At 70.0% G+C, this 13,758-nt stretch carries 9 protein-coding genes; 6 read left to right on the forward strand and 3 right to left on the reverse strand.

Features of this window, described 5'->3' with window-relative positions; translation table 11 throughout:
- Nucleotides 1-62: 62 nt before the first annotated feature.
- From NVS89_RS07345 to NVS89_RS07360, 4 genes are all read left to right on the forward strand, one after another.
- On the forward strand, nt 63-1,004 hold the full coding sequence (locus tag NVS89_RS07345; protein ID WP_258731948.1) for a glycine--tRNA ligase subunit alpha: 942 nt from the start codon (nt 63-65) through the stop codon (nt 1,002-1,004).
- A 42-nt stretch (nt 1,005-1,046) separates the two neighbouring features.
- Nucleotides 1,047-2,372, forward strand: a complete 1,326-nt coding sequence (locus NVS89_RS07350) for an MFS transporter (protein WP_258731949.1) — start codon at nt 1,047-1,049, stop codon at nt 2,370-2,372.
- 108 nt (nt 2,373-2,480) lie between these two features.
- Nucleotides 2,481-4,529 carry a glycine--tRNA ligase subunit beta gene (gene glyS, locus NVS89_RS07355; protein WP_258731950.1) on the forward strand — a complete coding sequence of 683 codons (2,049 nt, stop codon included), beginning with the start codon at nt 2,481-2,483 and terminating at the stop codon, nt 4,527-4,529.
- A 126-nt stretch (nt 4,530-4,655) separates the two neighbouring features.
- Entirely contained in the window at nt 4,656-4,820 is a 165-nt protein-coding gene (locus tag NVS89_RS07360; RefSeq protein ID WP_258731951.1) for a DUF3096 domain-containing protein, read from the forward strand.
- Nucleotides 4,821-4,884: 64 nt separating this feature from the next.
- Here the strand turns inward: NVS89_RS07360 and NVS89_RS07365 are convergent, their stop codons facing one another.
- The gene (locus NVS89_RS07365) at nt 4,885-5,283 is read right to left on the reverse strand and encodes a DoxX family protein (RefSeq protein WP_258731952.1); all 399 of its coding nucleotides are present in this window, start codon (nt 5,281-5,283) and stop codon (nt 4,885-4,887) included.
- A 292-nt stretch (nt 5,284-5,575) separates the two neighbouring features.
- Between NVS89_RS07365 and ppdK the strand changes: the two genes are divergently transcribed.
- Entirely contained in the window at nt 5,576-8,254 is a 2,679-nt protein-coding gene (gene ppdK / locus NVS89_RS07370) for a pyruvate, phosphate dikinase (RefSeq protein WP_258731953.1), read from the forward strand.
- 160 nt (nt 8,255-8,414) lie between these two features.
- Here ppdK and NVS89_RS07375 read toward each other — a convergent pair whose 3' ends face one another.
- Nucleotides 8,415-9,872, reverse strand: coding sequence for an MFS transporter (locus NVS89_RS07375; protein WP_258731954.1), 1,458 nt, complete (start codon nt 9,870-9,872; stop codon nt 8,415-8,417).
- 165 nt (nt 9,873-10,037) lie between these two features.
- Here NVS89_RS07375 and NVS89_RS07380 point away from each other — a divergent pair, with 165 nt between their 5' ends.
- Nucleotides 10,038-10,949, forward strand: a complete 912-nt coding sequence (locus NVS89_RS07380) for a LysR family transcriptional regulator (RefSeq protein WP_258731955.1) — start codon at nt 10,038-10,040, stop codon at nt 10,947-10,949.
- A 25-nt stretch (nt 10,950-10,974) separates the two neighbouring features.
- Here the strand turns inward: NVS89_RS07380 and mutS are convergent, their stop codons facing one another.
- Nucleotides 10,975-13,743 carry a DNA mismatch repair protein MutS gene (gene mutS, locus NVS89_RS07385; protein ID WP_374114535.1) on the reverse strand — a complete coding sequence of 923 codons (2,769 nt, stop codon included), beginning with the start codon at nt 13,741-13,743 and terminating at the stop codon, nt 10,975-10,977.
- Nucleotides 13,744-13,758: the final 15 nt, after the last annotated feature.

A 13,758-nucleotide genomic window follows, 5' to 3' on the forward strand; every position in this document is an offset into this window, starting at 1 on the left:
TTGATCGCACGCGCGGGCCAGCCTAGGTTGCGCCCCTTTCCCGCCAACTGCCGGCCTCTCCAATGATCGATCCCGCCCTGCCGCCGCACATGCGCCCCGACAAGTCGTTCCAGGGGCTCATCCTCGCGCTCCATGCCTTCTGGGCGGACAAGGGCTGCGCGGTGCTCCAGCCCTACGACATGGAAGTCGGCGCCGGCACCTTCCATCCCGCGACCACGCTGCGCGCGCTGGGCCCGAAGCACTGGAAGGCCGCCTATGTGCAGCCCTCGCGCCGGCCCAAGGACGGGCGCTACGGCGAGAATCCCAACCGGCTGCAGCACTATTACCAGTATCAAGTGATCCTGAAGCCCTCCCCGGCCAACCTCCAGGACCTCTACCTCGCCTCGCTGGAGGCGATCGGCATCGACCTCAACCTGCACGACGTGCGCTTCGTCGAGGACGACTGGGAAAGCCCGACGCTCGGCGCCTGGGGGCTGGGCTGGGAATGCTGGTGCGACGGCATGGAGGTCTCCCAGTTCACCTATTTCCAGCAGGTCGCCGGCTTCGAATGCACCCCGGTCTCGGGCGAGCTGACCTACGGGCTGGAGCGCCTCGCCATGTATGTGCAGGGGGTCGAGAACGTCTACGACCTCAACTTCAACGGCCGCGAGGGCGACGAGAAGGTCACCTATGGCGACGTGTTCCTGCAGGCCGAGCAGGAATATTCCCGGCACAATTTCGAGTTCGCCGACACCGACATGCTGTTCGAGCAGTTCCGCATGGCCGAAAGCGCGGCGGCGAAATATCTCGAGGCCGGCTGGAGCGCCGACCGCAGCCGCCATCTCATGGCCCAGCCCGCCTATGACCAGTGCATCAAGGCGAGCCACGTGTTCAACCTGCTGGACGCGCGCGGCGTCATCTCGGTGACCGAGCGCCAGAGCTACATCCTGCGCGTACGCGAGCTCGCCAAGGCCTGTGGGGCGGCCTGGCTCGCCACCGATGCCGGCGGCGCCCCCGCCGCCTGATCCACCCGCCTTCCCTCCACCGCGCCTCATGGAAGCTTCGCCGTGTCCGTGACGAGCCTCGACCAGCCATCCTACCGCGTTACCCGTCCTTCCGAAGGCGGCGTGAGCCCGGCGACGCTCGTCGCCGGCGCGCTGGGCAATGCGCTCGAATGGTACGACTTCGCCGCCTACGGCTTCCTCGCCGCCATCTTCGCGAAGAACTTCTTCCCCGAAAGCGACGCCTTCGTCGGGCTGATCTCCGCCTTCGGCATCTTCGCCGCCTCGTTCCTGATGCGCCCGATCGGCGGCGTGGTGTTCGGCCATGTCGGCGACCGCTACGGCCGGCGGCAGGCGCTGCTGATCTCGGCGGCGATGATGACCTGCTCGACGGTGGCGATCGGCCTCCTGCCGACCTTCGCCACCATCGGCGTGCTGGCGCCGGTGCTGCTTTTGCTGCTGCGCCTGCTGCAGGGGCTGTCGATCGGCGGCGAGTACACCACTTCCGCCATCTTCCTCGCCGAGAACGCGCGTCCCGGCCGGCGCGGCCTGCTCACCTCCTTCGCCGGCTGCGGCGCCTCGGGCGGCACGCTGCTCGGCTCGATGGTCGGGGCGGTCACGGCGATGATGATGTCGAGCGACGCCCTGCTCGCCTGGGGCTGGCGGATTCCGTTCCTGCTCGGCATCGTGCTCGGCGGCTTCACGCTCTATCTGCGCCGCACCGCCATCGACGCCGAGGCCCACGAGCCGCCGAGGCCAGGCCCGGGCCATGCCGCGATGCGCGAGCTGCCGCTGCTCGTCGCGCTGCGCACGGATGGGGCCAGCATGCTGCGCGCGGTGGCGCTGAACCTCACGCTCGGCGCCGGCTTCTACATGCTGTTCGTCTACCTCACCACCTACATGCAGCAGGTGGACGGCCTGCCCGACCGGCTCTCGCTGCAGATCAACACCATCTCGATGATCGTGGTGCTGGTGCTGGCGCCGGTGTTCGCCGCCCTGACCGACCGCGTCGGGCGCAAGCCGGTGATCTGCGCCGGGCTCGCCGGCATGGTGGTGTTCTCTTGGCCGCTGTTCCGCCTGCTCAGCGCCGGCAATGCCGAGGAGGCGCTGATCGGCCAGCTCGGCTTCGCCGTTCTCATCGCCTCCTTCGCCGGGCCGATCCCCTGCGTGCTGGTGGAGATGTTCCGCCCGGCCACGCGCTGCAGCGCGCTCTCGCTCAGCTACAACGTGGCGCTCGGCCTCGCCGGCGGCACCGCGCCGATGGTCGCGGTCTACCTCGTCAATCGCGAGCAGCTCGACATGGGGCCGGCGCTTTACCTCATGGCCATCTCGGCGGTGTCGTTCGTCGCCGCGCTGACGCTCAAGGAAACCCGCGGCCGGCCGCTGGGCTGAGCGCGAGGCAAATCCGCACTCCCGTCGCGCGCCGTCCCGTGCTAGGGCGTCCGGCGACATTCCTCCGGGGCGGGCGCCCGCCCACCCGCCAGCGCATCGAACCGTTCCATGCCCGATCTACTGCTCGAACTCTTCAGCGAGGAAATCCCGGCCCGCATGCAGGCCGACGCGGCGGAGACCCTGCGCAAGCTCGTCACCGACGCGCTGGTCGAGCGCGGGCTCGTCTATGAGGGCGCCAAGGCCTTCGTCACCCCGCGCCGCCTCGCCCTCGCCGTGCACGGCCTGCCCGCCGGGCAGCCCGACAGCCACGAGGAGCGCAAGGGCCCGCGCGTGGGCGCGCCCGAGGGCGCGATCCAGGGCTTCCTGAAGGCGGCGGGGTTGGAATCGATCGAGCAGGCGATCGTCGAGAGCGACCCGAAGAAGGGCGACTTCTACCTCGCCCGCATCCACCGGCCCGGCCGGCCGACGCCCGAGGTGGTGGCCGAGATCGTGCCCGCCATCATCCGCTCCTTCCCCTGGCCGAAATCGATGCGCTGGGGCTCGGGCAGCCTGCGCTGGGTGCGCCCGCTGCAGTCGATCCTGTGCACCTTCGGGCCCGAGACCGAGGAGCCGGAGGTGGTCCCGTTCGAGGTCGACGGCATCGCCTCGGGCGCCGTCACCCAGGGCCACCGCTTCCTCGCCCCCGGCGCGATCCGCGTGCGCCGGCTCGAGGACTGGATGGCGAAGCTCGAGACCGCCTTCGTGGTCGCCGACCGCGAGCGGCGCAAGGACATCATCCTCGCCGACGCCAAGGACCTCGCGCTCGCGCAGGGGCTGGAGCTGGTCGAGGACGCCGGCCTGCTGGACGAGATCTGCGGCCTCGTCGAATGGCCGGTGGTGCTGATGGGCACCTTCGACGAGAGCTTCCTCGACGTGCCGGACGAGGTGATCCGCGCCACCATCCGCGCCAACCAGAAATGCTTCGTGCTGAAGGACCCGGCCAGCGGGCGGCTCGCCAACCGCTTCATCCTGGTCTCGAACCTGAAGGCCAGTGACGGCGGCAAGGCGATCATCGCCGGCAATGAGCGCGTCATCCGCGCCCGGCTGTCGGACGCCAAGTTCTTCTGGGACACGGACCGCCGGACCAACGCGACGGTGCCGCTCGCCGAGCGGCTGGAGAAGTTCGCCAACGTCACCTTCCACGAGAAGCTCGGCTCGCAGTTCGAGCGCATCGAGCGCATCGCCGCTCTGGCCGAGACGCTCGCCCCCCTCGTCGGCGCGGACGCGAAGCTGGCGCGCGAGGCGGCGCTCTACGCCAAGAGCGACCTGCGCACGGAAGTGGTCGGCGAGTTCCCCGAGGTGCAGGGGCTGATGGGCAAGTACTATGCCCGCCTCGAGGGCCTGCCGGAGGAAATCGCGCTGGCGGCCGAGGAGCACTACAAGCCGCAGGGGCCGAGCGACCGCGTGCCGACCGCCCCGGTCTCGGTGGCGGTGGCGCTCGCCGACAAGCTCGACACGCTGGTGGGCTTCTGGTCCATCGACGAGAAGCCGACCGGCTCCAAGGACCCCTATGCGCTGCGCCGCGCGGCGCTGGGCGTGGTGCGCCTCGTGCTGGAGAACGGGCTGCGGCTGCGGCTCGCCGAGATCGTCGAGCCGGAGCTTCTCATCTTCTTCGCCGACCGGCTGAAGGTGCATCTGCGCGAGCAGGGGGCGCGGCACGATCTGGTCGACGCGGTGTTCGCCCTTCCCGGACAGGACGACATCCTGCTGATCGTCAAGCGGGTCGAGGCGCTGGGCCGCTTCCTCGCCACCGATGACGGGCGCACCCTGCTCGCCGGCTACAAGCGCGCGGCCAACATATTGCGCATTGAGGAGAAGAAGGACGGCGTCTCCTATGCCGGCGGCGTCGACCTCGTGCTTCTCCACGAGCCGGAGGAGCGCGCGCTCGCCGAAGCGATCGCCAAGGTCGGCGAGCCGATCGAGAAGGCGCTGGAGGCGGAGAATTTCGAGGCCGCCATGGGCGAGATGGCGACGCTGCGCGCGCCGGTCGACGCCTTCTTCGACAAGGTGACCGTGAACGCGCCCGATCCGGCGCTGCGGGTCAACCGCCTGCGCCTGCTCGCGGATATCCGTACCGCCACGCGCGCCATCGCCGATTTCGACCGCATCGAAGGCTGAGCGGGCGCGTCCCGCAGGGCCTCGCGCCGGGAAACGCGTCCGAAGAACGTGCCGACGTCATGAGCGCGGGGGGAACCTTCCGCCGGCCCGCTCGCTTAAGGCGTTGCCACCCTTCGGAGCGTTTTCATGGACATCAACATCATTACCCTTCAGCCGATCGTCGCGCTGATCGCGGGCATCCTCATTCTGGTGATCCCGCGCCTGCTCAATTTCATCGTCGCGATCTACCTGATCTTCGTCGGCGTGGTCGGCCTGCTCGGCCATGGCGGGCTCGAAAGCCTCACCCCCTGAACGTGAAAATGCCCGGGCCGACGGCCCGGGCATGTCGTCCGCGGATCCCTCTTCCGCCACAGGCTCACGCCCTCTCGGCGCCACGGAGCCAGTCGACGCTCCACGGGCCGGGGCCGGCGAAGACGAGGTAGAAGAACACGAAGCAGTAGAGCGCCGCCGTTTCGCCCCCGTTCACCACCGGGAAGAAGTCCTGCGGGGCATGGACCAGGAAATAGGCCACCGCCGTCATGCCCGAAAGGATGAAGGCGGACGCGCGCGAGAACAGGCCGATCAGCAGCAGCAGGCCGCCGACGAGCTCGATGATGCCCGCCAGACCCGGCATGGTGGTGAGGCCGATGCCCGACATCTGGGTCACGGGGAAGCCGAGGATCTTGGTCGTCCCGTGCTCCAGAACCAGCAGCGCGGACATGACGCGCAGCAGGCTGAGGGCGTGGGGTGCGAGTCGGTTGAGAAAGCCAATCATGTGGGGCCCCTTCGCGGCGAGGATGATTCCGGCGCGCAGAACCTGCCCCAGCCGCGACCGGCCGGCAATCGGGCACCGCTCACATTCCGGTGCGAAAGGAGGAGGCCATGATGCACTGCGAATGATGGATTGAACGAAACCCCTCAACGGGCTAGACCATTCCTTGGGAAAGGGTCCGGCACGCTCGTCCTCTCCCGTGCGAACCTATTGTCGGTGCTTAATTTTTGGCCTCATCGCAATTTCCACCAGGGCGATGGGGTGGCTGGCGCCTCACACCAACAGGGCTTCCGAAATGACGAAATGGGTCTACACCTTCGGCGACGGCACTGCGGAAGGTGCAGCGGATATGCGCAACCTGCTCGGCGGGAAGGGCGCTAACCTCGCGGAAATGTCGAATCTCGGTCTGCCGGTTCCTCCCGGCTTTACCATTTCGACGGAGGTCTGCACCTACTACTACGCCCACGGCAATTCCTATCCCGACGACCTCAAGGCCCAGGTCGACACCGCCCTCGCCCATGTCGGCGAGTTGAGCGGGCGGACTTTCGGCGACCCGGCGAACCCGCTGCTGGTCTCGGTGCGCTCGGGCGCGCGGGCCTCCATGCCCGGCATGATGGACACGGTGCTCAATCTCGGGCTGAACGACGTCACCGTCGAGGCGCTGGCCGCCTCCTCCGGCGATGCGCGCTTCGCCTATGACAGCTACCGCCGCTTCATCCAGATGTACTCGAACGTGGTGCTCGACTTCCCGCACCACCATTTCGAAGAAGTGCTGGACGGCTTCAAGGCCGAGAACGGCTACGGCTTCGACACCGATCTCACCGCCGACGACTGGAAGGAGATCGTGGTCCGCTACAAGGCGCTTGTCGCGCACGAGTTCGGCCGCCCGTTCCCGCAGGAGCCGGCCGACCAGCTCTGGGGCGCCATCGGCGCCGTGTTCGGCTCCTGGATGAACCAGCGCGCCATCGTCTACCGCCGGCTCCACACCATTCCCGAGAGCTGGGGCACCGCGGTGAACGTGCAGGCGATGGTGTTCGGCAATATGGGCGACACTTCCGCCACCGGCGTTGCCTTCACCCGCAACCCGTCCACCGGCGAGAACGCGCTCTATGGCGAGTTCCTGATCAACGCCCAGGGCGAGGACGTGGTGGCGGGCATCCGCACTCCGCAGAACATCACCGAGGCCGCGCGCATCGAGGCGGGCTCCGACAAGCCCTCCATGGAGAAGGCGCTGCCGGACGTGTTCACCGAGTTCCGGCGCATCGCGGGGGTGCTGGAATCGCACTATCGCGACATGCAGGACCTCGAATTCACCGTCGAGCGCGGCAAGCTGTGGATGCTGCAGACCCGCTCAGGCAAGCGCACCGCCAAGGCCTCGCTGCGGATCGCGGTCGAGCTCGCCAATGACGGCGTCATCACCCGCGAGGAGGCGATCGCCCGCGTCGACCCGGCCGCGCTCGACCAGCTCCTCCACCCGATGCTCGACCCGAAGGCGGACAAGAACATCATCGGCACCGGCCTTCCGGCCTCGCCCGGCGCCGCCTCGGGTGAGATCGTGTTCTCGGCCGACGACGCCGAGTTGCTGAAGAGCCAGGGCCGCAAGGTCATCCTGGTGCGCATCGAGACCTCGCCGGAGGACATCCACGGCATGCACGCGGCCGAGGGCATCCTCACCACCCGCGGCGGCATGACCTCGCACGCCGCCGTGGTGGCGCGCGGCATGGGCAAGCCCTGCGTCTGCGGCGCCGGCACCATCCGCGTCGACTACGCCGCCGGCACGCTGACCTCGGGCGGAGTGACGCTGAAGAAGGGCGACATCCTCACCGTCGACGGCGCCACCGGCCAGGTGATCGCCGGCGCCGTGCCCACGCTCCAGCCCGAGCTCTCGGGCGAGTTCGGCACGCTGATGGGCTGGGCCGACGGCGTGCGCCGCCTGAAGGTGCGCGCCAATGCCGAGACCCCGCTCGACGCCCGCACGGCGAAGAATTTCGGCGCCGAGGGCATCGGCCTCTCGCGCACCGAGCACATGTTCTTCGACGGCGAGCGCATCCGCGCCGTGCGCGAGATGATCCTCGCAGACGACGAGAAGGGCCGGCGCACCGCGCTCGCCAAGCTGCTCGCCGCCCAGCGCTCGGACTTCCAGGAGCTGTTCGAGATCATGGACGGCCTGCCGGTCACGATCCGCTTGCTCGACCCGCCGCTGCACGAGTTCCTCCCCCACACGGACGAGGAGATCGCCGAGGTGGCGGAGGGTCTCGGCGTGAGCCCGGCCAAGCTCGCGACCCGCAAGAAGGAGTTCGACGAGTTCAACCCGATGCTCGGCTTCCGCGGCTGCCGCCTCGCCATCGCCTTCCCGGAGATCGCGGAGATGCAGGCGCGGGCCATCTTCGAGGCCGCGGTGGCGGCGGAGAAGACCACCGGCAAGCCGGTGGTGCCGGAGATCATGGTGCCGCTCATCACCGGCAAGCGCGAGTTCGACCTCGTCAAGGAGTCGATCGACACCGTCGCGCGCCTCGTCGAGGCCGAGACCGGCGCCACGCTGAACTACCAGGTCGGCACCATGATCGAGCTGCCGCGCGCCGCGCTGAAGGCGGGCGAGATCGCCGAGACCGCGGAGTTCTTCTCCTACGGCACCAACGACCTGACCCAGACCACCTACGGCATCTCGCGCGACGACGCCGGCACGTTCCTGGGCACCTACGTCGCCAAGGGCATCTTCGAGGTCGACCCGTTCGTTTCGATCGACACCGAGGGCGTGGGCGAGCTGGTGCGGATCGCCACCGACCGCGGCCGCTCGGTGCGCCCGAAGCTGAAGCTCGGCATCTGCGGCGAGCATGGCGGCGACCCCGCCTCGGTCGCCTTCTGCGAGGAGGTCGGGCTCGACTACGTCTCGTGCTCGCCGTTCCGGGTGCCGATCGCCCGGCTCGCCGCGGCCCAGGCCGCGTTGCGCACGCAGGCCGCCAGCCAGGCGTAAGACGCGACCACGCGAGGCCCGCCCGCAAGGACGCGCCTCGCCAGAACCCGATGACGACGCGATGGCCGGGCTTGCCCGGCCATTTGCGTTTCCGGGTCATGCGTTTCCGGGTCATGCGTTCCCGGTTTTGCGTTCCCGGTCGCGGCTCGGGGTTTTCCGCCTAGAGGCGGCGCAGCGGCAGCGTCGAGGCCAGCGCCACGGCGCACAGGGCAATGGCGCCGATCATCATGAAGCCGGCGCGGAAGGCGACCGCGATGTCGTGCCGGATCGCCGGCGTGACCGCGGCCAGCGTCGCCGGATCGGCGCGCAGCAGGTCGCTCAGCATGCGCGAGGCGTCGCTGTGCGCCAGATTGATCATCATGAAGATCAGCGTGCCGACCAGCGCCGTGCCGAAGGCGGCGCCGAGCGAGCGCGAGAGCTGCACCGAGGCGGCGGCGCGGCCCAGCCGCTCGGGACCCGCCGCCCATTGCACGGTGATCTGCACCACCGCCATCACGCTGCCCATGAAGAACGAGGTCACGCCCAGCGAGATCGAGGCCGCGGTGGTCGACATGTCGGGCGAGTGCCAGGCGAAGCCCATCAGGCTCAGCGCGGCGGCCGTCAGCCCCACGGTGGGGAAGATCGCGGTGCGGCCGGTCTTGCTCACCAGCCGGCCGGTAAGGATCGAGCCCATGCCGACGCCCGCCGTCATCGGCAGCATGATGAGGCCGGCCTGCCCGGCCGAGACGCCGTGCACCACGCACAGATAGATCGGCACGAAGGTGAGCAGCGACACGATGCAGGCGCCGTGCATGAAGGCGAGCGTGTCGCTGCGCCAGATCGCCGGGCTCCGCAGCAGGTTCAGCGGCAGCAGCGGCAGCAGGGCGCGGCGCTCGCGCCAGATGAGCATCGGCAACAGCACCAGCACGGCCGCGACCAGCGCGCTGAAGGTCGGGACCGAGAGGTCGGCCGGGTTCTGGAGCTGCTCGAGCGCCACCAGCGCGAAGGTGACGAGCAGCGAGAACAGCATCACGCCCGGATAGTCGAAGCGGAAGTCTTCCGGCATCAGCGGCGGCGAGGGCAGGCGCCAGACCAGCATCGCCGCGACCGCGGCGATCGGCAGGTTGATGAGGAACACCGACTGCCAGCCGAGATATTCGGCGAGGATGCCGCCGATCACCGGCCCGAGCGTGCTCGCCGTCACGGCGATCGAGGCGGTGTAGCTCTGGTAGTGGCCGCGCTCGCGCGGGGGCACGGATTCGCCGATCAGCGCGTGCGACAGCGTCATCAGCCCGCCCCCGCCCAGCCCCTGCGCGAAGCGGCCGATCACCAGCATCTCGACGCTGGTGGCCATGGCGCACATCAGTGAGAACACCGCGACCAGAAACAGGGCGATCAGCAGCAGGCGCCGCCTTCCGAAGCTGTCGCCCAGCACGCCGAACACCGGCGCCGAGATGGTGATGGCGACGAGGTAGGACACCATGATCCAGGACAGCCGCCCGACGCTACCGAATTCCTGGCCGATGGTCGGCAGCGCGGTCGCCACGATGGTCTGGTCGATGATCGCGAGGAACATCGGCAGCATGATCGCGGGAAACAGCGTGAGGAAGGGCGTGCGGGCTGTATAAGGAGCGTGCAAGGAACTGGACCGGCTGCAAGGGGGATCATCGCGAATAACGCGGCACCCCCGAAAAACACTCGACTTTCGCTGCCGTCCAATTCCAAATCCGACGCCGCCCATAACCTGAGGAATGGGTGGCATCGGGCAACCGTCGGAACGGGGAGCGCGCGGTCCGTGAGCGGCATGAACATTCGGCAGATGGAGGTGTTCTGGGCCATCATGCGCACCGGCACGGTGACGGGCGCGGCCAAGTTCCTCGGCCTGTCGCAGCCGGCCGCGAGCAAGATCCTCCAGCACGCCGAAGACCTGATCGGCATGCCGCTGTTCACCCGCCGCGGCGGCAAGCTCCATCCCACCCGCGAGGCGGAGGACCTGTTCGCGCTGTCGGAGAGCATCTTCGACACGGTCGAGCAGATGCAGCGCGCGGTGCAGGACCTGCAGCGCGGCCATACCGGGCGGCTGCAGGTGGCCGCGACGCCCGGCATCACCACGACGCTGCTGCTGGCGCCGATCGCCCGCTTCCTGGTCGAGCGCCCGCAGGTGAACTTCTCGATGCGTATCCTCTCGTCGCACGAAATCGTGACGCGCATCGCGCGCAATCAGGTCGACCTCGGCGTGCTCTACGGCCCGATCCCGGACGCTTCGCTGCAGGCGATCGACCTCACGGGGCTCGACGTCATCTGCGCCGTGCCCGTCACCTCGCCGCTGGCGCGGCGCGACGAGATCACCCCGCGCGACATCGCCGGGGAGCGGCTGATCTCGTTCAACTTCAACCTGCCCTGGGCGGTGGGCGTCGCCGCCGCCTTCGAGGAGGCGGGCGTGCCGTTCCATGTCGGGGTGGAGGCGAACCATCCCACCGTCGCCATGTCGCTGGTGCAGGCGGGGGTCGGCGTGGCGCTGCTGCCGAGCGACATGCAGGACTGGCGCGAATACCCGCAGGTCAAGCGCCTGCGCTTCGCCCCGCGCATGACGATCCGGCTCTACGCCGTCTGCCGCCCGGAGCGGCTGTCGCGGCTCGCCACCTTCTTCATCGAAAACCTGCGCACCTGCTTCGCCGAGAGCCCGCCCGAGCGTCTGGCCGGGCCGACGGGGTGAGCGCTACGGACGTTCCGGCGCGCGCCTACCCGCCCTTCGCGGCCGCCTTCAGCCGGTAGAGCGCCTCCAGCGCCTCGCGCGGGGTCATCTCGTCGGGGTCCAGGCCCGCCAGCGCGGCCTTCACAACCTGCGCGGCCGGATCGGCCTTCGGCGCCGGCGCGGCCTCGGCCACGGGCGCGCGGTTGATGGCGGCGAACAGCGGCAGGTCGTCGAGGATGCGCTGGGCGGGTGCGGCGCGGTCGGCGTCCTCCAGCTCGCTCAGCACCGCCTTGGCCCGCGCCACCACGGCCGGCGGCAGGCCGGCCAGCTTGGCGACCTGGATGCCGTAGGAGCGGTCGGCGGCGCCCGGCACCACCTCGTGCAGGAAGATCACCTCGCCCTCCCACTCCTTCACCTTCACCGTCGCGTTGACGAGGCGGGTGAGGCGCTGGGAGAGCGCGGTCAGCTCGTGGAAATGGGTGGCGAACAGGCCCCGGCAGCGGTTCACCTCGTGCAGGTGCTCGAGGCTCGCCCAGGCGATGGAGAGGCCGTCGAAGGTCGCCGTGCCGCGCCCGATCTCGTCGAGGATGACGAGCGAGCGCTCGGTCGCCTGGTTGAGGATGGCGGCGGTCTCGACCATCTCGACCATGAAGGTGGAGCGCCCGCGCGCCAGGTCGTCCGCTGCGCCGACGCGCGAGAACAGCCGGTCCACCACCCCGATGCGCGCCGCCCGCGCGGGCACGAAGGCGCCGGCCTGGGCGAGGATCGCGATCAGCGCGTTCTGGCGCAGAAAGGTCGACTTGCCCGCCATGTTGGGGCCGGTCACCAGCCAGATGCGGCCGGATTTCGCGTTCTCCGGCGGGGAGAGCTCGCAGTCATTGGCGACGAAGGGCCCGCCCGAGGGGCCGTGCTCACGGCGCAGCGCCTGCTCGACCACCGGATGGCGCCCGCCCTCGATCGCGAAGTCGCGCCCGTCATCGACCTCCGGGCGCACATGGCCCTCGTCCACCGCCAGCCGGGCGAGGCCGGCGGCGACGTCGATCACCGCCAGCGCCTCGGCGCAGGCGCGGATGGTTTCCGCATTCTCCAGCACCGCGGCGGCCAACTCGTCGAAGATCGCCTGCTCCAGCGCCAGCGCGCGCTCGCCGGCGCTGGCGATCTTCGCCTCCAGCTCGGCGAGTTCGGTCGAGGTGAAGCGCATCGCCCCGGCCATGGTCTGGCGATGCACGAACACGGCGTCGAACGGCGCCTCGCGCAGGCGCTCGGCATTCTGCTGCGAGACTTCGACGAAATAGCCGAGCACGGCATTGTGCCGGATCTTGAGCGACCTGACGCCGGTCTCCTCGGCGTAGCGGCGCTCCAGTGCCGCCACCACGCGCCGGCTCTCGTCGCGCATCGCCCGGGTGGCGTCGAGCTCCTCCGAATAGCCCGCGCGGACGAAGCCGCCGTCGCGGCGGTTGAGCGGCAGCTCGTCGGCGAGCGCGGCGCCGAGCATCAGCGCGAGCGCGGGGTCGACGCCGCTCGCCGCGCGGGCGGCCGAGGCGAGCTCGGCGGGGGCGGGAGAGGCCGCGATCAGCGCGGCGATCGCGCCGCCCTCGGCCAGGCCGCGCCCGATGGCGGAGAGGTCGCGCGGCCCGGAACGGCCCAGCGCCACGCGCGAGAGCGCGCGGGCAAGGTCCGGCGCCCCGGCGAGGCGCTCGCGCAGCGCGCCGGCGAGCGCCGCCTCGTCGGCAAGATGCTCCACCGCGTCGAGACGGGCGGCGATGCGGACGGGGTCGGTCAGCGGCTCGGCGAGGCGCCGGGCAAGCAGGCGCGCGCCGGCGGCGGTGACGGTGCGGTCCACCGCCGCGCACAGGCTGCCGGTGCGCTCGCCGGTGGTGGTGCGCAGGATTTCGAGATTGGCGCGCGTGGCCGGGTCGATGACCATGGCGTCGGCGGCGCCCTCGCGCTGCGGGCGGTTCAGCGGCGGGCGGGCGCCGAGCTGGGTGCGCTCGATATAGGCGACGATGGCGGCGGAGGCGGCGAGCTCCGCGCGGGTGAAGCTGCCGAACGCCTCCACCGTGGCGACGCCGAAGAAGCCGGCGAGCCGCCGCTCGGCGCTGGCGCCGTCGAAGCTCTCCTTGGGCAGCGGCGTCACCGCCGGCAGGGCGCGCCACAGCGGGCGCAGATGCGGTTCCTCATAGACCGCGTCGGCCACCAGGAGTTCGGCCGGCTCGATGCGGGCGAGGTCGGCGGCGAGCCGGCCGGCATCGGTCTCGGCAACGCGGAACGAGCCGGTGGAAATGTCGGCGAAGGCGAGCGCGTAGAGATAGCCGTCCTCGCCCTCGCTGCCGCGCATGCGGGCCACAGCCGCGAGCACGTTCTCGCGCCGGGCGTCGAGCAGCGCGTCCTCGGTCAGCGTGCCGGGGGTGACGAGGCGGATCACGTCGCGCCGCACCACGCTCTTCGGGCCGCGCTTCCTGGCCTCGGCCGGGTTCTCGGTCTGCTCGCACACGCTGACGCGGTGGCCGCAGGCGATCAGCTTGTTGAGATATTCCTCGGCGCGCTCCACCGGCACGCCGCACATCGGGATGTCCTCGCCCAGATGCTTGCCGCGCTTGGTGAGCACGATGCCGAGCGCGCGCGAGGCGATCTCGGCGTCCTCGAAGAACAGCTCGTAGAAATCGCCCATGCGGTAGAACAGCAGGCTGCCGGGATTGGCGGTCTTGATCTCGACATACTGCGCCATCATCGGCGTGACGCGGTCGGTCGCGCCGCCCGCGCCGGGCGCACGCTTCACCTCGCCGGACGTGGTGTCATTCGCTCTCGCATCCATGGAACGACGCTGGCA

The organism is Ancylobacter mangrovi (assembly GCF_024752355.1).
GTDB classification, from domain to species: domain Bacteria; phylum Pseudomonadota; class Alphaproteobacteria; order Rhizobiales; family Xanthobacteraceae; genus Ancylobacter; species Ancylobacter mangrovi.

Excerpts from the sequence above, each read along its gene's own strand:
- NVS89_RS07380 (WP_258731955.1), top strand. The coding sequence starts at position 10,038 with ATGAACATTCGGCAGATGGAGGTGTTCTGGGCCATCATGCGCACCGGC.
- NVS89_RS07345 (WP_258731948.1), top strand. The coding sequence starts at position 63 with ATGATCGATCCCGCCCTGCCGCCGCACATGCGCCCCGACAAGTCGTTC.
- ppdK (WP_258731953.1), top strand. The coding sequence starts at position 5,576 with ATGACGAAATGGGTCTACACCTTCGGCGACGGCACTGCGGAAGGTGCA.
- glyS (WP_258731950.1), top strand. The coding sequence starts at position 2,481 with ATGCCCGATCTACTGCTCGAACTCTTCAGCGAGGAAATCCCGGCCCGC.
- mutS (WP_374114535.1), bottom strand. The coding sequence starts at position 13,743 with ATGGATGCGAGAGCGAATGACACCACGTCCGGCGAGGTGAAGCGTGCG.
- NVS89_RS07360 (WP_258731951.1), top strand. The coding sequence starts at position 4,656 with ATGGACATCAACATCATTACCCTTCAGCCGATCGTCGCGCTGATCGCG.
- NVS89_RS07365 (WP_258731952.1), bottom strand. The coding sequence starts at position 5,283 with ATGATTGGCTTTCTCAACCGACTCGCACCCCACGCCCTCAGCCTGCTG.